Source organism: Lentzea sp. NPDC051838, assembly GCF_040681245.1.
Taxonomy (GTDB): domain Bacteria; phylum Actinomycetota; class Actinomycetes; order Mycobacteriales; family Pseudonocardiaceae; genus Lentzea.
On sequence record NZ_JBFAYI010000010.1, the window covers coordinates 85735 to 107005 of the forward strand.

17 protein-coding genes are annotated in these 21271 nt (G+C 67.9%); 7 read left to right on the top strand and 10 right to left on the bottom strand.

Annotated features, from left to right (window positions below; all coding sequences use genetic code 11):
- Positions 1-2: 2 nt before the first annotated feature.
- Complete coding sequence (locus AB0M24_RS23105) at positions 3-1115, bottom strand: citrate synthase/methylcitrate synthase (RefSeq protein WP_363771240.1); 1113 nt, start codon at positions 1113-1115, stop codon at positions 3-5.
- Positions 1116-1157: 42 nt separating this feature from the next.
- Between AB0M24_RS23105 and AB0M24_RS23110 the strand changes: the two genes are divergently transcribed.
- Together AB0M24_RS23110 and AB0M24_RS23115 are read left to right on the top strand one after the other, a co-directional pair.
- Positions 1158-2279 (top strand): citrate synthase, encoded by a 1122-nt coding sequence (locus tag AB0M24_RS23110; RefSeq protein ID WP_363771243.1) that lies wholly within the window; start codon positions 1158-1160, stop codon positions 2277-2279.
- Positions 2280-2685: 406 nt separating this feature from the next.
- The gene (locus AB0M24_RS23115) at positions 2686-3783 is read left to right on the top strand and encodes an acyltransferase (protein ID WP_363771246.1); all 1098 of its coding nucleotides are present in this window, start codon (positions 2686-2688) and stop codon (positions 3781-3783) included.
- Here the strand turns inward: AB0M24_RS23115 and AB0M24_RS23120 are convergent.
- From AB0M24_RS23120 to AB0M24_RS23150, 7 genes are read right to left on the bottom strand one after another with little or no spacing between them, the layout of a single operon-like run.
- Positions 3746-5443, bottom strand: a complete 1698-nt coding sequence (locus tag AB0M24_RS23120; RefSeq protein WP_363771601.1) for a 1-deoxy-D-xylulose-5-phosphate synthase — start codon at positions 5441-5443, stop codon at positions 3746-3748. The genes AB0M24_RS23115 and AB0M24_RS23120 overlap by 38 nt on opposite strands.
- Complete coding sequence (locus AB0M24_RS23125; protein ID WP_363771249.1) at positions 5436-6377, bottom strand: 4-hydroxy-3-methylbut-2-enyl diphosphate reductase; 942 nt, start codon at positions 6375-6377, stop codon at positions 5436-5438. Before AB0M24_RS23125 ends, AB0M24_RS23120 begins: the two co-directional genes overlap by 8 nt.
- A 10-nt stretch (positions 6378-6387) precedes the next feature.
- Positions 6388-7422 carry a family 2 encapsulin nanocompartment cargo protein polyprenyl transferase gene (locus tag AB0M24_RS23130; RefSeq protein WP_363771252.1) on the bottom strand — a complete coding sequence of 345 codons (1035 nt, stop codon included), beginning with the start codon at positions 7420-7422 and terminating at the stop codon, positions 6388-6390.
- A 14-nt stretch (positions 7423-7436) separates the two neighbouring features.
- Entirely contained in the window at positions 7437-8837 is a 1401-nt protein-coding gene (locus AB0M24_RS23135; RefSeq protein ID WP_363771255.1) for a family 2B encapsulin nanocompartment shell protein, read from the bottom strand.
- 12 nt (positions 8838-8849) lie between these two features.
- Positions 8850-9845 (bottom strand): hypothetical protein, encoded by a 996-nt coding sequence (locus AB0M24_RS23140; RefSeq protein ID WP_363771258.1) that lies wholly within the window; start codon positions 9843-9845, stop codon positions 8850-8852.
- Positions 9838-10914 (bottom strand): hypothetical protein, encoded by a 1077-nt coding sequence (locus AB0M24_RS23145; RefSeq protein ID WP_363771261.1) that lies wholly within the window; start codon positions 10912-10914, stop codon positions 9838-9840. The genes AB0M24_RS23140 and AB0M24_RS23145 overlap by 8 nt, the downstream gene beginning before the upstream one ends.
- Positions 10914-12320 carry a family 2B encapsulin nanocompartment shell protein gene (locus tag AB0M24_RS23150; protein WP_363771264.1) on the bottom strand — a complete coding sequence of 469 codons (1407 nt, stop codon included), beginning with the start codon at positions 12318-12320 and terminating at the stop codon, positions 10914-10916. The genes AB0M24_RS23145 and AB0M24_RS23150 overlap by 1 nt, the downstream gene beginning before the upstream one ends.
- A 538-nt stretch (positions 12321-12858) precedes the next feature.
- Here AB0M24_RS23150 and AB0M24_RS23155 point away from each other — a divergent pair.
- Positions 12859-14013 carry a transposase gene (locus AB0M24_RS23155; RefSeq protein ID WP_363771267.1) on the top strand — a complete coding sequence of 385 codons (1155 nt, stop codon included), beginning with the start codon at positions 12859-12861 and terminating at the stop codon, positions 14011-14013.
- 83 nt (positions 14014-14096) lie between these two features.
- Here AB0M24_RS23155 and AB0M24_RS23160 read toward each other — a convergent pair whose 3' ends face one another.
- Together AB0M24_RS23160 and AB0M24_RS23165 are read right to left on the bottom strand one after the other, a co-directional pair.
- Positions 14097-14573: a heme-degrading domain-containing protein gene (locus AB0M24_RS23160; protein WP_363771270.1), complete on the bottom strand. Its 477-nt coding sequence runs from the start codon at positions 14571-14573 to the stop codon at positions 14097-14099.
- Positions 14570-15577, bottom strand: a complete 1008-nt coding sequence (locus AB0M24_RS23165; RefSeq protein WP_363771273.1) for a Gfo/Idh/MocA family oxidoreductase — start codon at positions 15575-15577, stop codon at positions 14570-14572. Before AB0M24_RS23165 ends, AB0M24_RS23160 begins: the two co-directional genes overlap by 4 nt.
- Before the next feature lie 37 nt (positions 15578-15614).
- On the opposite strand from AB0M24_RS23165, the gene AB0M24_RS23170 reads away from it, so the two are divergent.
- From AB0M24_RS23170 to AB0M24_RS23185, 4 genes are all read left to right on the top strand, one after another.
- Positions 15615-16589 carry an ROK family transcriptional regulator gene (locus AB0M24_RS23170; protein ID WP_363771276.1) on the top strand — a complete coding sequence of 325 codons (975 nt, stop codon included), beginning with the start codon at positions 15615-15617 and terminating at the stop codon, positions 16587-16589.
- Between the two features lie 10 nt (positions 16590-16599).
- Positions 16600-17391 carry a helix-turn-helix domain-containing protein gene (locus AB0M24_RS23175; protein WP_363771279.1) on the top strand — a complete coding sequence of 264 codons (792 nt, stop codon included), beginning with the start codon at positions 16600-16602 and terminating at the stop codon, positions 17389-17391.
- Positions 17392-17396: 5 nt separating this feature from the next.
- The gene (locus AB0M24_RS23180) at positions 17397-17795 is read left to right on the top strand and encodes a VOC family protein (protein WP_363771282.1); all 399 of its coding nucleotides are present in this window, start codon (positions 17397-17399) and stop codon (positions 17793-17795) included.
- An 85-nt stretch (positions 17796-17880) separates the two neighbouring features.
- Complete coding sequence (locus tag AB0M24_RS23185) at positions 17881-21255, top strand: S8 family serine peptidase (protein WP_363771284.1); 3375 nt, start codon at positions 17881-17883, stop codon at positions 21253-21255.
- Positions 21256-21271 lie beyond the last annotated feature (16 nt).

A 21271-nucleotide genomic window follows, 5' to 3' on the forward strand; every position in this document is an offset into this window, starting at 1 on the left:
TCTCACCTCACGATGTGGGGCTGGGGACCCGTGTAGCGGGCGACCGGGCGGATGATCTTCGTGTCCTCGGACTGTTCGAGCGCGTTGGCACACCACCCGATCACCCGGCTGCACGCGAACGTCGGCGTGAACATGTCTCGCGGGATCCCGCACAGTTCCATCACCACGCCCGCGTAGAACTCCACGTTCGCGTACAGCTGCCGGCCCGGCTTCAGCTCCTCCAGCAGGTCGATGACCTTCCGCTCGACCGTGACGGCGAAGGTGGTCAGGTCGTTGGGGTGCTCGAGCGCGATCTCCTTGAGCATGCGCGCCCGCGGGTCCTCAGTCTTGTAGACGGGGTGGCCGAAGCCCATGATCCGGTCGCCCTGCTCGATGCGTTCGCGCACCCACGCGTCGATGTTGTCCGGCGACCCGATGAGGTCCAACGCCTCCAACGCCCGGTCTGGCGCGCCACCGTGCAGAGGCCCGGAGAACGTCCCGATGGCCGCTGTCACGGCCGACACGACGTCGGCGCCTGCTGATGCGACCACGCGCGCGGTGAACGTCGACGCGTTGAACCCGTGGTCGATCGTGGCAATCAAGTACTGCTCGACTGCACGGCTCGTCCATGTTGACGGCTCCAGTCCAGTCAACATGTACAACCAGTTCGCCGACGTTGACAAATCAACCCTGGGGTTGACCGGATCAAGTCCGAGCTTGAGCCTGTGCAGTGCCGCGAGGATCGTCGGCGTCATCGCGCTGACCTTGAGCGCGTCCGCCTTCCTGGTGCTCATCGGCGCGTCCCACATCGGCTGGCTCGGCAGCAACGACAGCGCCGTCCGCAGTCCCGCCAGCGCCGTGCAGCCCGACCGTGCGATCGCCGGCAGCACCTCCCTGATGCTGTTCGGCAGGTCCCTGAGCTGCGCGGTCTGCGCCCTGAACAGCGCCGACTCGTCCTCGTCCGGAAGACGGCCCTCGACGAAGAGGAACCACACGTCCTCGAACGTCCGCGTCCTGGCCAGCTCGATCGCGTCGTGCTCGCGGTAGTGGTAGTAGCCCGCGGCACCGTTCACGTCCCCGATCAGGGTCGTGGTGACGACGACGTCTTTAAGCCCTTTGGGTGCATCAATCAACATGTACAACAGGCTCCGTCAACATGTCATGTACAGTCAATGTTGATGGAATCAATGTTGACGACGAATCAAGCTGCCCGCCGCCTGGGCGTCAAACCGGCGACTGTCTACGCCTACGTCAGCCGCGGCCTCCTGACCAGCAAGAAGGTCAACCGGCAGAGCATGTTCGACGTCGCCGACGTGGAAGCCCTGGCCCAGCGCACTGGTGCGCGCGGAGCAGTGGCGGCTGTGACCGATCGCATCCGCACGCGCATCTCGCTGCTGGAGCACGACCGCCTCTACTACCGCGGCCGTTCGGTGCCCGAGCTCTCCAGCACCAAGCGCTTCGAGGACGTGGCCCACTGGCTGTGGACCGAGATCGACTCGGTGGGCATGACGTTCCCCGAGGGCCAGGAGATCTGGATGGCCCTCCCGGACAGCGCCACCCTGACCGACCGCGTCCGAGTCGCCGTGGCCCTCGCCGGCGCCGGTGATCCGCTGCGCTTCGACCTCTCCCGAGCCGTCACCACGGCCAAGGCCCTGATCGCGGACGTCGTCGAGTCCCTGCCTCTCCTGCAACGCCCGCAGGGCACCGACATCGCCGACCGCCTGTGGGCCCGTCTCTCACCACAGCCACCCCAGCCAGACGTGCTGAACACGGTGCTGATCCTGCTGGCCGACCACGACCTGGCCATCTCGACCATGGCCGCCCGCGTCGCCGCCTCCGCCCGCGCCCACCCCTACGCCGTGGTGTCCGCGGGCCTCGGCGCCCTCGAAGGCCAGAAGCACGGCACCGCCAGCACCCTCGCCCACCGCTTCCTGCAGCAGGCGCAAGCCGACCCGATGGGCGCTATCGCCGAACACCTGCGCGCGAACCAGCCGATCCCGGGCTTCGGCCACTACGTCTACGAACGGCGAGACCCGCGCGCCGACCACCTGTTCGCCCTGCTCCGCTCACACGGTGAGCTCGTGGCGGACAAGGTGATCGGCACGCAGCAGCAGTCGTTCCCGAACATCGACCTCGCACTCGCCCAGCTCGGCGTGATGTTCGAGATGGCGCCGGACGCGGGGGAGGCGATCTTCGCGATCGCCCGGATCGTGGGGTGGATCGCGCACGCGATGGAGGAGTACGCCGAGCCGGGGCTGCGGTTCCGCGCGCTGGGCGTGTACATGGGCGACCGTCCGTAGCCCGGCTTCGGGCCGCGAGCCGACGTGACGGGCCCACGGGCTTGGGCGGGCGACGGTTCGAGCGGGGCCACGGTGTTCGGGCGCGGCGACAGGCTGGTCGCGCGCTCGTCCGGGGAGTCGCGGCCACGACCCCGAGACCAGTCGCGTGCTCGCCTGGGGAGTCGCGGTCACGCCCCCGGTACCAGTCGCGCGAGAGGTCGGCTCGCCGGTCGAGGTTCGGACCAGCAGCCCCACCCGCATCCGGCGGAATGCTCGGCCGCGGCGATGTGCGAGCGAAGTAGCTGTTGGCACCGCCCGTAGCGCAGTCTCGGCCACGGAACTCGTTCGTTCCAACACATGCCGTGAACAGGGCGCGTCCACCCGTCGGCGGTGGCGTGAACGGGACGAGAAGCGGACCATGGAATGCGTGAGATTGTCCGCAGTGGACAACCTGAAGGTGATCCTCGTGGCGTGGGTCATCGGCGGCCACGCGCTGCTGGGCTACGCCGCGATCGGGGGCTGGCCGTACGACGAGGTCAACGAGGTCACGTTCCACCCCGGCGTGGAGACTGTGCTGGCGGCGTTGATCGGGCCGTCCGGGTTGTTCTTCATGGGCACGTTCTACTTCATGGCCGGGATCTTCACGCCGAACTCGATCGAGCGCAAAGGCTCCAAGAGGTTCATCGCCGAGCGGCTCGTCAGGCTTGGCACGCCTTGGATCATCACCGCGCTCGTCGTGTGGCCGACGTTCGTGTGGATCGCCTACAACGGTGCTGGACAACCAGTCAGCTGGTGGCACGCGTTCACGCACCGGGATCCGTTCCTGGACAGCGGGTCGTTGTGGTTCGTGGGGGTGCTGCTGATCTTCAGCATCGCGCTCGCGATCGCACCACCCATAAAGGAACGTGCCATCACCACCAGGACCGTGCTGAGCATGACGATGATCGTCGCGGGCACGACGTTCCTGACGCGCCTGGTCTTTCCCGCCAGAAGTGGGCAGGTCGGGGATCTGCACCTCTGGTGGTGGCCGCAGTGTCTGGGCATGTTCCTGCTGGGGGCGATAGGCGGGCGGAAGCTCGCTGAGCGGGTGCCGGACGACATCTACAAGGCGTGTCGCAACGTCGTCATCGGCACGATCGTGGTTTTGCCGTTCGCGGCGGCGTTCCTGGGTGTGCTGGATCTGGCGAAGAACGCCGAACCGTTCCTCGGCGGCTGGAAGTGGCAGGCGCTCGCGCTCGCACTGACAGAAGGAATCCTGGTGGTGGCGGGCAGTTTGTGGCTCATCGGGCTGGCGCAGCGCAGGCTGACCGGCCAGGGGCCCTTCACCGAGGGGCTGGCGCGGTCTGCCTATGTCGCGTTCGTCGTGCAGGGGCCGATTTTGTTGAGTCTTGCCACGGCTATGCGGCCACTCGAGCTGCCGGCCGAGGTCAAGGCGCCGGCGGTGGGGGCGGGGGCGATCGCTGTGTCCTTCGCGATCGGCTGGTACGTCACAGCACGGCGAGGCGCTTCAGCACGCTCGTCGTGATGCCGGCCGCGTCCAGGCCGTGTGCTCGCAGGATTCGGGCGCGCGAGTCGTGGGGCAGGAAGCGTGGTGGCAACGCGAAAGCCGCCACGCAATGACCGGGCAGGGCTTGGCCCAAACGTGCGCCCAGGGCACCGGTCGACGTGGTGTCCTCGACGGCCAGGACCAGCTTGAACTGGCTGCTGTACTTGACGAGGTGCGGGTCCAGGGGAGCGATCCAGCGGGGGTCGACGACGTTCACGCGGACGTCGTGCGAAGCCAGTTCCTCAGCGGCGGCCAGGCAAGGACCGGCGAGCGGGCCGACGGCGACCAGCAGGACTTCCGCGTCCGGAACCTCGCGCAGCACGTCGAAGTGGCTCACCCGGCGCACGGCCGGCACATCAGGACCAACAGCAGCCTTCGGGTAGCGCACGACGGTCGGGCCGTCGGACACCGCAACGGCTTCACGCAACAACGCCGCCAGCGAGGAAGGATCGCGTGGAGCGGCCAGACGCAGGCCCGGCACGACGGGGAGCACGGACGCGTCCCACATGCCGTGGTGCGACGCGCCGTCCGGGCCCGTGACACCGGCGCGGTCCAGCACGAACGTCACCGGTAAGCGGTGCAGCGCCACGTCCATCAGGAGCTGGTCGAAGGCACGCGACAGGAACGTCGCGTAGATGGCGACCACCGGGTGCAGGCCGCCCATCGCCATGCCCGCGGCGGATGTCACCGCGTGCTGCTCGGCGATCCCCACGTCGAAAACGCGTGAGGGAAATCGTAGGGAGAACGGCCGCAGCCCCACCGGTTCCAGCATCGCCGCGGTCAGGCAGACGACGTCGGGACGCGACGAGCCGATCGCGAGGATCTCCTCGGAGAACGCGTCGGTCCACGTCCGGCCACCAGAAGCACCAGAGGCGCCGACCGCGTGCATGCGATCGGCCTCGTCGGCTTCCGCGGCGTCGTAACCCTTGCCCTTCACGGTTTTGCAGTGCACCACGACAGGCCGGTTCAAAGCTTTGGCTTCCCACAAGGCGTTCTCGACGGCGTGCACGTCGTGGCCGTCGACCTCGCCGATGTAGGCAAGACCCAGCGCCTCGAACAAGCCACGAGCCCTGCCGTCCAGGAGAGACGCCGCGAACCCGCCCGCGGTCGGGTCGTAGGAGCGGCCGTTGTCGTTGAGCAGCACGACAACGGGACGGGTGGAGCCGCCGATGTTGTTCAGCGCCTCCCAGCACATGCCGCCGGTCAGCGCGCCGTCGCCGACGATGGCCACGACCCGGCGATCGGTGCCGCCCAGCTCGAACGCCTTGGCCAGACCGTCCGCATAGGACAGTGCGGTCGAGGCGTGCGAGTTCTCGATCACGTCGTGCGCGGACTCGGCCGCCGACGGATAGCCGGAAAGACCTCCCGCCTGGCGCAACGAGTCGAAGTCGGTGCATCGACCGGTCAGCATCTTGTGCACGTACGACTGGTGCCCGGTGTCGAACAGCACCACGTCGACGGGCGAGGCGAACACCCGGTGCACCGCGATGGTCAGCTCGACGGCACCCAGGTTCGGGCCGAGATGCCCGCCGGTCCGGTGCACCTTGGAGATCAGGAACGACCGGATCTCCGACGCCAGCACCGAAAGCGAAGCCGAAGGCAGTGCCCGGACGTCCGCGGGCGAGGTGATGTCAGCCAGCACGACGCACCGCCAGCGGCAACGTGAAGGCGATCGTCTCGGTGGCGGTCGTGTGCGTGGAGACGGAAACAGAACCCAACGCCCGCAAAGCCGCCACCACCTCGTCCACCAGCTCGGGAGGCGCCGACGCACCCGCCGACAGACCCACCGAGGACACCCCGTCCAGCCACGAAGGATCGATCTCCGACGCGTCGTCGATCAGGTAGGCGGGAGTGCCACCGCGAGAGGCCAGCTCGACCATCCGCACCGAGTTGGACGAGTTCCTCGAGCCGACGACCAGCACCAGATCCGACTGCGCCGCGACGTCCCGGATCGCGATCTGCCGGTTCGTGGTGGCGTAGCAGATGTCGTCGGACCCCGGCCCGCGCAGCTGCGGGAACTTCCGTTGCAGGGCCTCGATCACCTCGGCCGTCTCGTCCACCGCCAACGTTGTCTGCGTGAGGTACGAGACAGGGCCCGAAATCTCCAATGCGTCGACATCGTCGACCGTCTCCACCAGCACCATCCGGTCGGGAGCCTCGCCCAGCGTCCCCTCGACCTCCTCGTGCCCGGCGTGCCCGATCAGCACGACGGTGTCCCCGCGCTCGGCGAACCGGCGAGCCTCGGCGTGCACCTTGGCCACCAGAGGACAGGTGGCGTCCAGCACGTCCAACGACCGCGAGACTGCTTCGGCACGGACAGCGGGGGAGACGCCGTGCGCGGAGAAGACCGCCGTAGCACCGTGCGGCACCTCGGACAGCTCCTCCACGAACACAGCGCCACGAGCCTCCAGCGACCGCACGACGTGGATGTTGTGCACGATCTGCTTGCGCACGTAGACGGGGCCGCCGCGCTGGTCGAGAAGTCGTTCCACGATCTCGATGGCGCGCTCCACCCCGGCGCAGAACGACCGGGGTGAGGCGAGCAGCACCGAACGCGGCGGATGTTCCGTCATGAAGTGCCTTTCAGTGGTCGCGATGAGTGACCAGCTCGGCGAGCGTGCCGAGCTCCACTGCCGCACGCGCGGTCGGGGACGCCTCGCCGAGGTGGACCAGAGCCTGCGTGTGCAGCTCGCCTGCCTGCGTCTGGCTCCACGCCCGCCCACCGGCCAGATCGACCAGATGTGCCGCCCGCGCAAGCGTTTCCGCGTTCATCTCCTGCGAGCCGAAGTACAACGACGCCAGCTCGGAGGCGTAGATCGCGTCGGAGTTCAGCGCGTACACGATGGGCAGGGACTTCTTGCGGCTCACCAGGTCCGAGTGCGTGGCCTTGCCGGTCACGGCCGGGTCGCCCCAGATGCCGAGCAGGTCGTCCACGTGCTGGAACGCGAGACCCAGCTCGGCGCCGTAGCCGCGCATCGCCTCGACCTGCTCGTCGGTGCCGTCGCCGTACAGAGCACCCAAAGCCGTTGAGGCACCGAGCAAAGCACCCGTCTTGCCCCGCGCCATGAGCTCCACTTCGGACACCCGCACGTCCGACCGCGTCTCGAAGTCGAGGTCGAAAGCCTGCCCGTCGAGCAACGCCACCGTGGCGTCACCCAGCGTCCGGATGGCCTCCAGCGCACGCGGATGTCCAGACGCCGCAAGCACGTCCACCGCAAGCGCTTGCAGTGCGTCACCCGCCAGAATCGCCGCGTTCACGCCGAACACCGTCCAGGCCGTGGGCCGGTGCCGACGGGTTGTGTCGCGGTCCATCACGTCGTCGTGCAGCAGCGAGAAGTTGTGGATCAGCTCCACCGCGACCGCCGCCGGGACGGCGGACGCGGCGGACCCGCCCACGGCCTCCGCCGCCAGCAGGACCAACGCCGGACGGATGGCCTTGCCGCCGTTCTCCAGCACCGGGTTGCCGTACTCGTCGCGCCACCCGTGGTGGTACTCCGCGATCGTGCGCATGGACGGCGGCAGCTGTTCGACGGCCTTGCGCAGAGCCGGGAGCACGAGCCCCCGACTCCACGCGAGCACCTCGCCGGCAGGTCGCCCCGCCGCGAGAGGTTCTGTCATTTCTGCGGTCATGACTAGAGACCGATCTCCACGTTCTCCAGCACGCCCAGCGCGTCCGGCACCAGAATCGCGGCCGAGTAGTACGTCGACACCAGGTACTTCAGCATCGCGTGCTCGTCGATGCCCATGAACCGCACGTTCAGGCCAGGCTCGTACTCGTCGGGGATGCCGGTCTGGCGCAGGCCGACGACACCCTGCTTCTCCTCGCCCAGGCGCATCGCGAGGATCGACGTGGTGCCGTTCTTGTTGACCGGAATCTTGTCGCACGGCGCGATCGGGATGCCCCGCCACGACTGCAGCGGCTTGCCCTCGACCTCGACCGTCGGCGCGTAGAGCCCCCGCGACGACAGCTGGCGACCGAGAGCGGCGATCGCCTTCGGGTGCGCGAGGATGAGCTTGGTGTTGCGGCGCCGCGAGATCAGCTCGTCCATGTCGTCCGGCGTCACCGGGCCGGACTGGGTGCTGATGCGCTGCTTGAGGTCGGCGTTCGCGATGAGGCCGAACTCCTTGTTGTTGATGAGCTCGAACTCCTGCCGCTCGCGCAGGGCCTCGATCGTCAGCCGCAACTGGTGCTCGACCTGGTCCATCGGCTGGCTGTAGAGGTCCGCCACACGCGTGTGGACGCGCAGGATCGTCTGCGCCACCGACAGTTCGTACTCGCGCGGCCGCAGCTCGTAGTCCACGAACGTGCTGGGCAGGATCGGCTCGCCGTCGTGACCCGACGAGATGTCGATCTCCGCCTCGCCGTGCTTGTTCGACGCGTTGCTCGGGTTCGCCAGCTGCTGCGCGATGTGCGCGCGCAGCGGCTCGATCTGCCCGTTGAGCTGGTTGAACGTCGCCCGCGACAGCACCACTGCCGTCGTCGGCGTCAACGCCCGCGCGGTGAAGCTCCACTGCTTCTCCGCACCGGACAGCACCGGCTCGTCACCGATGTACTCGCCGTCCGCGATCGTGCCCAGCGCCACGTCGTCGCCGTACTCGCCGCGCCCGGTCTTGGTGACCTTGCCGTGCGCGATGACGACGATCTCGTCGACCGACTGGCCGCGTTCCGCGATCACGTCGCCCGGCTGGTACTCGCGCTGCTCGAAGCGGTTCGCGACGGCGGTGAGCGCCTCCTCGTCCTCGAACCCGCGCAGCAGCACGAACTCCGCCAGCTCCTGCGGCACGATCCGCACCTCGGAACCGACGCTGGTGAACGTCACCCGGCCGTCGCCGATCGCGAACGTGAGGCGCCGGTTGACCCGGAACGCGCCACCCTTGGCCTCGACCCACGGCAGCATGCGCAGCAGCCAGCGGGGCGAGATCCCCTGCATCTGCGGTGCGGACTTGGTGGTCGTGGCGAGGTTGCGCGCCGCTGCCCTGGACAGGCTCAGCTGCTTCTCGTCGACCCCGAGGCCCGGATCGGTAACAGTCACTGCAAATCCAATCTATCGAACGAGGACCGCGGCGGTGCCGAGTCCCGAGGGGGAGTGGAACGACTTCCGGGTGGGGGTGGGGGAGAAGCTGAATCTTCCGGATCTCTGCGTCCACAGAAGCTCGCCGGCGAGCCACGACTTCAGCGCTTCGACGTACCGGTGCAGCCCGGCCTTCGCGTCCTCGTCGAGGGCGTACTCGGCCGCGATGGACGGCAGCTCGGCGATGATCGACACGATCTGCCGCAACCGTGCCGCGATCAGGTCCGCCACGACGGACGTCGCCTGCGGCAGCTCGCAGTCGAAGAACTGCTGGACGGCGAGCACCGCACTGGTGGTGCTGCCACCGGTGGCGTAGACGTGGTCGAAGCCCATGATCTCCTGGCGCAGCGCGGGAACGTCGCCGAAGGAGTCGACGAGCGCCCTCATCGTGCTGTTGCGCAACAACTCCGCGGGCAGGTCAGCGCCGACGGACTTGCGGGCGAGCTTGGCGGACAGCTCGGTGGCGATCGAGCGCCTGCGCATCTCCACCAGGTCGATCGGGTCGGGCACGCGGCCCTGGGCGGTGTTGTGCAGCTCCCACAGCAGCGCGTCCAGGTACTCGCCGAGATGCGCGTGGTCCTCGTCGTCCAAAGTGGACCGGGAGACCAGGTCGGCCAACCCCTTCTCTGCCGGGTTCATCGGGGCGGAGCCGCTCAGCACGGACTTGAGGCCCGCGACGAACGCCTTGCCGCCCAGGACGTTGCGCGTCCTGAGGAAGCCGTCCAGGAAGGCGTCGCTCACGTAGAAGCCCCACGTGTGCCAGTCGTTGATGTGCTTCAGGTCCTCCAACGACGCCGTGGGGTGGGTCAACGGCCCGAAGCCGCCGTAGTCCGCCGCGTCGTAGAACGCCTCGGTCCACGGCGCCCCGTTCAGCATGCCCATGTCCCGCACCCATGTCCTGGTGTGCTGGCGGACGCGGTCCACGTGCGGGGAAAGCCTTGCCGCGAAAGGCATGTCGAACTCAGCCACGCGACACCCCCAGCCACGCGCCGGAGGTGCCCAGACCGGTCGGCCCGCGCAGGATCGTGCGGAAGAACGCGGAGTTGCCCGCGCCTCCCTCGACCTTGGTGTAGCGCCCCGCGTGCAGGTGCCACTCGTGCCCGCCGGACTGCCAGTCCTGCAGGCCTTTCACGTACTTGAGCACGCGGGCCTGCTCCACAGGATCCACCCCGTGCTCGGAGAACAGCTGCGGCAGCTCGGTGAACACGGTGTTCTCGAACTGGTGCAGCCGCGAGGTCAGCAGGTTGTTCACGGCCTCGACCGCGGTCTGCGTGTCGTGGCCGAAGAACTTCTCGAACACCAGCACCCCGTTGGAGTTCTCGCCTTCGCGCTGGACTTCCCGTTCGTACGAGAAGATGTCGTTGCGCAGGTGGATCGCGTCGGAGAACGTGTCGGACAGCACCCGAAGGGGCCGGGTGCTCGCGATGGACGCGGGCACCTCGGCCGCCTCGGAGACCTCCACCAGGTTCGCCGACCACGGCGCGCCACCGACCTTGCGGCGCATCTCGATGTACTCGATCGGGTTGGCGACGGTGCCGGACTCGATGTTCTTGATCTCCCACATGCACTCGAGCAGCAGGTTGTGGGTGCTCGTGGTGAAGCGGCGCCGCCAGTCCTCCGACATGAGCGGGATCGTCCGCTGCCAGAGGTCGACGAGGCCGCGTTCGGTCGGGTTCTCCGGCTCCGGCCACGGGTCCGTGCCGTTGAGAGGCATGAACGCCGGCAACCGGTCCAGGTACGCCTTCGCGCCCGCCACGTCCGTGGACTTCTTGAACTCCTCGAAGAACTCGTCGTCGAAGTAGAAGACCCAGACGTACCAGTCCGTGATGAGGTCGAGGATCTCCGCGGGCGCGTCCGGATGGGTCCACGCGCACATGAACCCGTAGTCGTCGCCCGCGAGGATCTCGTCCGTCCACACCCCGGTGTCGAGCATCCCCATGTCCCGCGCCCACTGCGTCGAGTGGGCGCGGGCGCGTTCGAGGTGCGGGTTCATCCGTGCCGGGTGGGGCACGTAGAACTCCGGCATGGTGAACGACATCAGCCTTCGCGGCCCAGCTCGACGTGCTCCAGAACGCCGATCGCGTCCGGCACCATGATGGCCGCCGAGTAGTAGGCGCTGACCAGGTAGTTGATGATCGCCTGGTCGTTGATCCCCATGAACCGCACCGAAAGACCCGGCTGGTACTCGTCCGGGATGCCGGTCTGGTGCAGGCCGATGACGCCCTGGTTCTGCTCGCCGGTGCGGATCAGCATGACCGACGACGTGCGGGTGTCCGAGATCGGGATCTTGTTGCACGGCAGCACCGGGATGCCGCGCCACGCCGGCACCTGCTGGCCGTTGAAGTCGATGTGCTGCGGGTAGATGCCGCGCTTGTTGAGCTCACGGCCGAACGCCGCGATCGTGCGCGGGTGCGCCAGGAAGTAGCCGGGATCCTTCCACACCACCGAAAGCAGCTCGTCGAAGTCGTCCGGGGTGGGCGGTCCGGACCGGGTGTGGATGCGCTGCTTGAGGTCCGCGTTGTGCAGCAGGCCGAACGACCTGTTGTTGACGATCTCGTGCTCCTGGCGTTCGCGCAGGGCTTCGATCGTGAGCCGCAACTGCTGCTCGACCTGGTCCATCGGCTGGTTGTAGAGATCAGCGACACGCGTGTGCACCTGCAGCACGGTCTGCGCGACGCTCAGCTCGTACTCGCGCGGCGAGAGCTCGTAGTCGACGAACGTGCCGGGCAGCACGGGCTCGCCGTCGTGGCCCGCCGACATGCCGATCTCGGCCTCGCCGAAGTCGTTCTGCGGCTTGCTGCGGCTGTTGAAGGCGTGCTGGATGTGGGCGCGCAGGCCGCCGGCCTCGCCGTTGAGGGCCTGGAAGTCGTCCCAGGACAGCGTGAGCACGGTGACCGGGGTGACGGCCTTGGCGGTGTACTCCCACTCGCCCTGCGGCCCGGCCAGCACGGTCTCGCCGAAGTACTCGCCGTCGGCCAGGTTGCCGAGCACGGTGTCGCCGCCGTACTCGCCGGTGCCGATCTTGTCGACCTTGCCGTGCGCGATCAGCACGACGGTGTCCTTCGCGCGGCCCTTCTCGACGATGAGGTCGCCGATGCCGAACTCCTGCTGCCGGAACCGGCCGGCGAGCGCGGCGAGCACGGCCTCGTCGTCGAAGCCCTTCAGCAGCGACAGCTCGGTCAGCTCCTGGGGCACGACGCGGATCTCCGCGCCGATGTTGGTGAACGAGACGCGGCCATCGCCCAACGTGTAGGTGAGACGGCGGTTGACGCGGTACGCACCACCCGCGGCCTGGACCCAGGGCAGCACCTTGAGCAGCCAGCGGGAAGTGATTCCCTGCATCTGCGGGACGGACTTGGTGGTCGTGGCCAGATTACGTGCGGCGGCCGTGCCCAAACTCAGCTGCTGACGGCCCTCATTGAGGTCAGAATCCGTCACAGTCACAACCCACACCCCATCAATCTCAATGCGCTAATGGACCAATCCGATAAGCCGGAACGGACGTTAGTTCTCGCGATTGATAGCTGTGAAGCGGCCAAAAAGGCGACATTCGGGTGGGTGTCTTACGCCTGTGGATGCTACGGAGCGTACAACTGGTGCATCACGCAACCACTTGTGTATCGGCAGGCGGGTGAGCTGTCTCTATTCGTATTTTTGTGGAATAGGGCACTCGTTTGGCCCAGTAGGATCACTCTTTCGTGCGCATTGGTGAGACATCCTCGGATGCTATACAACACCACTCCGAGTGGATCGGAAACCACTCGAAGTGGTGTGTATCAATGCGGCATTGCGCCTCTGGGTGTCGAGTGGAACTCAAGCCCGGATTTTGTACCAAGGACTATTCGTGCTATTACGCGTCGCGGGAGTCTAGGAACATCTGGCGTTTCGGTCGGAGGGGGAATGCTTCTGTCGGTCTCGCGGGGTGGAGGTTGTCCGCACCCCGGGCGACTGTCTCGAACATGCGTTCGGTTAGGCTGCTGGAGTGAAGGTCGTCGTGCAGGTGAAGCTGCTGCCGACCGCAGAACAGCTGGTGGCGTTGCGGTCGACCTTGAACACTTGCAACGAGGCGGCTGATGCGGTGTCGCGGGTGGCGTTCCAGAAGGGCGTCTTTCGCGAGTACGCACTGCGCAAGCCCACTTATGGCGAGTTGAAGACCCGTGGCTTGGGTGCGCAGGCCGCTCAGCATGTGATCAAGAAGGTCGCAGACGCGTACACCGCGCTGCATGCGAACGTCCGCAACGGCAATCTCGGTGCTGCCGGCAGCAAGCGCCGGGCTCGGGCGGAGTCCAAGCCGATCAGCTTCCGCAGGGATGCGGCGCAGCCGTTCGACGACCGCTGCCTGTCATGGCAGTACGACGCGAGCACGGTGTCGATCTGGACTGTCTCGGGTCGCGTGAAGAAGCTGCGGTTCACAGGTTCGCCGCAACAGCTCGCGACTCTGCGGGAGCATCGGCGGGGTGAGTCAGACCTGGTGTCGCGGGACGGAATGTGGTTCCTGATCGCCACCTGTGACGTCGAGGAGAAGCCCGCGTTCGGTCCAGTCGACTGGATCGGCGTGGACCGGGGCGTCGTGAACCTGGCCACGACGTCGGACGCCGACAACTTCCAAGGGCGTCGCCTGCAGCGCTATCGGCGCTGGCATGCCCGCAAACGTGCTGAGCTGCAGGCCAGGAAGACGAAGTCGGCGCGCCGCCGGTTGAAGCGCCGCGCCAAGCGTGAAGCCCGGCATGCGGCCCACGTGAACCATCGGATCGCCAAACGAGTAGTGGCTGTTGCCGAACGCACCGGTCGCGGTATCGCCCTTGAGGATCTGGGCGGTATCCGCGACCGGGTCACGGTTTCCCGGCACCAGCGAGCCATACTCGCCAGCTGGCCGTTCCGTCAGCTCGAACTGCACATTCGCTACAAAGCGCAACGCGCTGGCGTGCCTGTGTTGCTGGTGGACGCGCGTTACAGCAGCCAGATGTGCCCGCGGTGTAGACACACGGACCGTGCCAACCGTCCCACCAGGGACCACTTTTGCTGTCGTCGGTGCGGTCTCGCCGGACCCGCCGATGTCGTCGCCGCCGTGAACGTCCGAAACCGGGCACGGTCGGTGTGGGTGCACATCAACGTGCCCGATCCGGTAGCTGCTTGAACGGTGCTGTCGGTGGATGCGACCCGTACACGCGCAGCCAGCCGTGTACGAGGAGCGCAAACCACGCCCGTGGGGCCGAGTCCTCAGACTCCGTCCTTCTGGGAGAGGTAGTTGATGAACGATTCCACTTGAGTGACGACGAACTCGTGGTCCTCGGCCTGAGGCAGCCCGGAGACGCCCACGGTGCCGACCGGGCCGGTGCCGCGCACGATGACCGGGAAGACGCCGCCGTGCGCCGCGTACAGGGTGGCGTCGAGGTGCGGCTCGTCCTCGAACGACCTGCCCTTCTCGCGGTAGGTCGTGCCGACGTAGAACGAGCTGTGGCCGAACCGGTCGACGACCGCGGCCTTGCGCTCCAGCCAGCTGTCGTTGTCCGGCGCGGTGCCGGGCAGCGAGGCGTGGAAGAGCCTGTGTCCGTTGCGTCGCACCGAGATCGCGATCGGCAGGCCCTGTTCGCGGGCCGCGTCGAGCAGGTGCAGGCCGAGCTCGATCGCGACGTCGTTGCCGAACCGGGTGAACTGGAGCTTCCGCTCCTGGGCGAGGAGTTCGTCCGAGTTCACAGCTCCACCACCCGGTTCTCGCGCGCGGACGTGAACGCGGCCTCGATGACCTCCAGCGCGTGGACGCTGCCGACGGGGTCGACGGGGATGCGGCCGGCCTGCAGCTCGGCGTAGAAGGTCTCGTAGGCGCCGAGCTCGACGGGCACCTCGACGGTGTCGCCGAGGATGCCGAGCTGTCCGGTGCGGGTCTCGTAGCCCCAGTTGGGGTCGGTCGGACGGCGGCCCGCGTCGAGCGCGTCCTCCTGCTCGTCCATGCCGCTGATCACGAACGCGCCTTCGCTGCCGAGCACGCGGAAGCGGGGACCGTGGTGAGCTGCGTGCGCGTTGGCCCACAGGTGTGAGCGGACGCCGTTCTCGTGCGTCAGTGCAACGAACACGTCGTCGTCCACCTGCACGCCGGGGCGACGGAGGTCCAGTTCGGCGTAGACGTGCTTTACCGGGCCGAAGAGTTGCAGCGCCTGGTCGACGAGGTGCGCGCCGAGGTCGTAGAGCAGGCCGCCGGCCTCCTCGGGGGAGCCGAACTCGCGCCAGTTGTCCCAGATCTCGGGCACCCAGCGTTCGTATCGAGACTCGAACCGCCGGATGTCCCCCAATTGGCCGATGATCTTGCGGACGGTGAGGAAGTCGCTGTCCCAGCGGCGGTTCTGGAAGACGGTGAGCGGCACGCCCTTCGCTTGCGCTGAGGCCACCAACTCCTCGGCCTCAGTCGAAGTCGGTGCGAACGGCTTGTCCACGACGACCGCGACGCCCTTGTCGATCGCCTTCCGGGCGTACTCGACGTGGGTGCGGTTCGGCGTGCCGACGACGATCAGGTCGAGGTCCATCTCGAACAGCTCGTCCGCGGTCACGATCTTCGCGTCCGGGTAGGCGGCACGGGCCTGCGCCTGCCGCTCCGGGTTCGCCGTGACGATCGCGACGAGGTCCATGCCCTCCGTCGAGGAGATGAGCGGCGCGTGGAAGACGCGGCCCGCGATGCCGTAGCCCAGAAGTCCGACTCGTGTCATGCTTCTCATTAAAGCAACGCTGTTGCATAATTGCTACGTGGACCTCACCTCGCTGCGTTCGCACAACGACCGGACGGTGCTCCGGTTGGTCCGCTCAGGGGCTCTGAGCAGGGCGTCCATCGCTTCGCAGACCAAGCTGACCGCGCAGGCCGTGTCGAAGATCGTGGCGCGGCTGATGGCGGCGGGGCTGCTGGAGGAGACCGGCGCGGTGCGGGACGGGGGCCGGGGCAAGCCGCGGATCGCGCTCCAGCTCAAGGCCGGCGGCGCGTACGCCTACGGGGCTTACGTCGACCGCGACGAGCTGCGGGTGGTGCGGCTCGACCTGACCGGCGAGGTGGTGTCGACGTCCGTGGTGCCGTTGGCGCCGATGTTCACCCCTGACGACGTGCTCGACGCGCTGGAACCGTTGATCGAGCCGGGGGAGAAGGTGCTCGGGCTCGGCATCGGGATCGCCGGCCCGCTCGACCACGTCGGCGGGGTGGTGTCGCCGAACGGTCTGCCGGGCTGGTCGCGCGTGCCGTTGAAGGCGTTGGCCGAGGAACGGCTCGGGCTGCCGGTCGTGGTGGACAAGGACACGAACGCCGCCGTGCTCGCTGAAGCGTGGCGAAGACCGCTTCAGGACGCGGCTCTCGTGTTCGTCGGCACCGGTCTGGGTGTCGGTTTGCTGCTCGGCGGTGAGGTGCACCGGGGCGCGCGGTCCGGCGCGGGCGAGTTCGGGCACACGACCATTCAGCTCGACGGGCCGCTGTGCGTTTGCGGACGTCGCGGGTGCGTCGAGGCGGTGCACGCCGCTGCGACCGGCGTGGAAGCGGCGCGGGTGCTCGCGGCGGCGGTCACGAACCTGGTGCAGCTGCTGGACCTCGACCAGATCGTCCTGAGTGGACGGAAGGTGCTGCGTCAGCCGGATCTCTACCTGCGGGCGATGCCGGACGTGGACGTGAGCGTCACCTCGTACGGCGTCGACCTGGTGCCCGTCGGCGCGGGCCTGCTCGTTCTGGGTGAGTTGTTCTAGCATCGGGAACGTGGACGTCGAGCACGTCATCGGCCTGCCGCACCCGAGGCTGCGGCCGTTCGTGACGCGGTACTCCGGGTATCGGATGCGCACCGAGCCCGGCATTCACCGCGGCCTGCCGTCGCGCTCGCTCACCCTCGTGGTCACCATCGACGGCACGGTCGACCTGGAGGAGGGCCGGTTCGCGACGTTGTGCGGCGGCCTGTACGACGAGGCCGTGATCATCACGCACGACGGGTTCCAGCACGGCGTGCAGTGCGAGCTGACGCCGTTGGGGATGCGCGCGTTCTTCGGCATGCCGGCCGGTGAGTTGTCATCGACCACCGTCGGCCTCGACTCACTCGACGCTCCGGCCTCGCAGCTGCGCGAACGGCTGCAGGAGGCGACGACGTGGGTGGATCGGTTCGCCCACCTGGACCTCGTGCTCGGCGGGCTGGTGCGGCCGGTCAAGCAGCAGGTCGAGGTCGCGTGGGCGTGGCAGCGACTCGCTTCCGGTGCGCAGGTGGGGGAGATCGCCGCCGAGGTCGGGTGGAGCCGCCAGCACCTGAGCGCGCGGTTCGCCGCCGAGTACGGGTTGACGCCCAAGGTGATGGCGCGCGTGATGCGGTTCGAGCGGGCGAACCGGATGCTGCGCGGCGAGGTCCGGCCGACGCTGACCGAGGTGGCCGTGGCCTGCGGATACACCGACCAGGCGCACTTCAACCGCGACTGGCGGGCGCTGTGCGGGGCGACCCCGACGGAGTGGATCGCGGCGGAGCTTCCATTCGTACAAGGCAGCGAGGGTGCACCGGCCGCAAGGTAGTTCCCATGACTACACCCGCACCTACCTGCTGGCCGACTCTGTCCTATCAGGACGCGCCGGCCGCGATCCGGTTTCTCGTGGAAGGGTTCGGCTTCAAGGAGCACCTCGTCGTGCCCGGTGAGGCCGACGGCGAGGTCGTGCACTGCGAGATGGTCTGGCCCGAGGGCGGCGGCGTGATGCTGGGGTCCGACCAGCGTTCGGTCGGCGAGGTCACGGCGACGCACGTCGGCGCTGCTTCCATCTACGTGGTGACCGATCGGCCAGACGAGATCTACGCGCAGTGCATGGCGCACGGGGCTACGGAAGTCCGTGGCCTCAAAGACGAGGACTACGGTTCGCGCGGCTTCACCGTCGCCGATCCCGAGGGCAACCGCTGGAGCTTCGGCACCTACCGCGGCGCCTGAATTGTGAAGAGATCATGAACGAGGCAACCAAAACGGGCGGGGACGCACTGACCTGAGTGTGAGACTCACACTCAGGGGAGGACAGGTGCGTTCAGCACGCTGTTTGGCAGCCGCTGTGCTCGCCGCCGGGCTCGTCAGCCCGGTGGCTGCACAGGCGGCACCGGTCGTCACGGGGCACGAGTCCCGGACGATCACGCTGATCACCGGTGACAAGGTCGTCGTCGACGAGCGCGGCTCGTTGCTGCGGGTCGACGGCCGGCCGGGGATGTCGTTCGCCAAGTACGTCCAGAACGACCACCAGTACGTGGTGCCGGCGGACGCTGTCGACGCGGTGGGGCAGGATCGCGTGGACAAGAGGTTCTTCGACGTCACGGCGTTGCACCAGTTCGGCTACACCGACGACCGCGTGGACAGCATCCCGGTGCTGGACAACAACTTCCGCGCGGCCGGAGCGGTCGCCAAGAAGGACGCGCGGCAACAGTGGAACCCGGCGCGCGGTGCCGGAAAGTTGTGGCTCAACGGTAGATCGAAGCTCCTGCTCGACCAGAGCGTGCCGATGGTCGGCGCGCCCGCCGCGTGGGAGGCCGGGTTCGACGGCACGGGCGTCACGGTCGCCGTGCTCGACACCGGGTACGACCAGAACCACCCGGAACTGGCCGGAGTGGTGTCGGCGTCGAAGGACTTCACGCCGTCCGGAATCCAGGACGACGTCGGTCACGGCACGCACGTCGCGGCCACCGTCGCCGGGCACGGCGGCAAGTACACCGGTGTCGCGAAGGGTGCGAAGCTCGCGATCGGCCGCGTCTGCGAGTTCGAGGGCTGCTACGACAGCGCGGTCGTCGCCGGCATGGAGTGGGCGGCACGCGAGGTCAAGGCTCGCGTCGTCAACATGTCGCTCGGCAGCGACCAGACCGACGGCACCGACCCGATGTCGGTGAAGGTCAACGAACTGACCGCCGAGACGGGTGCGTTGTTCGTGATCGCGGCCGGCAACTCGGGGACGTTCCGCAAGGTCTCCTCGCCCGCGTCGGCCGATGCCGCTCTGGCCGTGGCGAACATGACCAAGACCGGGGTGATCAACGACGGGTCGTCGCGCGGGCCGCGCATCGGGGACTTCGCGGTCAAGCCCGACCTCGGCGCGCCCGGCACGGACATCGTGGCGGCGCGAGCCAAGGGCACGCTGGAGGAGTTCGCGGTCGACGACCTGCACGCTCGGATCAGCGGCACCTCGATGGCGTCGCCGCACGTGGCGGGTGCGGCGGCGGTGTTGGTGCAGCGCAACCCCTCCTGGACGGCTGCCGAGCTCAAGGCGCACCTGATGGCGACGGTGAAGCCGGTCGCGGACTCGCCGTCGAACGTCGGCACCGGCCTGCTCGACGTCGGCCGTGCGGTCACCCAGCAGGTCCGGGCTTCTGCCGGCAGCCTGTCGTTCGGGCTGCTGGAGTTCCCGCACACCAGGACGTTCACGAAGACGATCACCTACCGCAACGACGGTTCCGCGCCGGTTTCCCTTGCGCTGACGCATGATCTGGGTGCGAACTTCACGGTTCCCGGTTCGGTCGTCGTCCCGGCCGCCGGCACGGCTTCCGTTGACGTGGTGCTCGATCCGCGGGTCGGACTCGGCCAGTTCTTCGGGCACGTCAAGGCGTCCGGCGGCGGCGCTTCGCTGACCACCTCGGTCGGCGCGTACGTGCAGGAGGAGCGGCACAAGCTGTCGTTGAAGCTCACCGGGCGGGACGGCAAGCCGGCCAGGAACGAGTTCGCGATCCTGGTGAACCTGTCGACCCGTGCAGCGGAAGTGCTGTCGATCGGGGAGAACGGCGTCGGTGAGGTCAAGCTGCCCGTCGCCGACTACGCGGTGCTGGCGCGGATCGAGGAGTTCCCGGCGAGCTACAGCTGGTTCACGCCGGTCTCCGCGACCGAGGTGGCCGGGCGGGTTTCGCTGGCGGCCGACGTTTCTGTGCACGTGGATGCTCGTCAGGCCAAGCCTTTCAGCGTCACGCTGCCGGACTCGTCCGCGGCGCTGTGGTACCGCTCGTCCGACATCAGCGTGCCGATGAACGCCGGTCGCATCAACGGCATCGGTTCGACAATGGACGGACGCGTGCCGTTGTACAGCGCGCAGTTCGGTGCGGCGCTGCCGGAGCTGAAGTACGACCAGGGGCTCAAGGGCGGTCAGCCGATCATCTCGGTGCCCGGCGGGTTCCCGGTGCGGTACTTCGACTCCAGCAAGTTCCTGGCTCCGGGCGACCACGTGCTCGACGTGGCCGAGCGAGGCTCTGACGTGCGCGGCAAGCTCGCTCTGGTGCGTTCGGAGGGCGAGGACCTGCTCGTGCTGGCCGAGGAGATGAAGGCGGCCGGAGCCGTCGCGGTCCTGTACTCGGGACCTGTTCCGCTGCCGTACGACGAGCAGACCGCGATCCCGGTGGTCACGGTGGCGCCGCAGTTCGCGGTGCCGGGGAAGCTGACGTTGCGGGCTGTGCAGGGTTCGCCCGTGTCGTACACGCTCTCGTTGCAGGAGAAGGGAAAGCTGCCTGTCGGCACGCATCAGGTCAGGCGGTCCGACCTGGCCGAGGTCAAGGCGCGCTACCACACGTCCGGTGCCGACGGCTTTGTGCGCCAACGGAACTACCCGGTGCGTGACGGCGCGGTCGACTTCGACACCGTGCTCGACGAGCCGTTGTGGGCGCCGATGGAGCGCACCGAGTACTACTCGGCCGGCACGTGGTTCCAGGAGGGCTTCGACGGCCGCGGTTTCGGTGGCGGCGACGACCCGACCGTCACTTCGTGGGCGGATTTGCGGCCGGTGACGTTCGCTGCGGGCCATCGGTACGAACGCTCTCAGTTGCGCGGTGTCAGTTCGCCACGGCTGGGGGCGCCGACGGTGGTGCAGTGGTCGCAGGGCGGCGGTGTCTCGCGTTCCGGCGACGCTCTGACCACTCGTATCTCGCCGTTCGGCTGGTCCGGTGCGGTCGAGAACTGGGTCTACAGCGGGTCCGGCACCCTGGAGCTTTCGCACAACGGCACGTCGTTGGGTGTGCAGGACGCGTACTCCGGTGCGTTCAACGCTCCTTCGCGGACCGGTCGGTACAAGCTGGCGCTGAACGCCTCGCGGCAGACGTCCGCGCTGTCCACCTCGGTGCGGACGACGTGGGAGTTCTCGGCTTCGGTTGACGGCCGGTTGGCGTTGCCCGAGGTCGACTACACGTTGCCGCTCGACCTGCGCAACAGCTGGAAGGCCGGAGCACCGATGCCCGCGAAGTTCACCGCGTCGGGGGCCGTGCGTGAGCTGCGCGCCTACGCATCGTTCGACGACGGGGCGAACTGGGTGCCGGTCAAGTCGATCGTGCCACCGGGTGGGAAACCTGGGGGTTACGTGTCGCTACGCGTAGTGGCGACGGACGCGAACGGTAACTCGGTCGACCAAACGGTCGTACGGGCGTACCGCCTCAAGGCGTAACCGGGCGGGCGCTGAG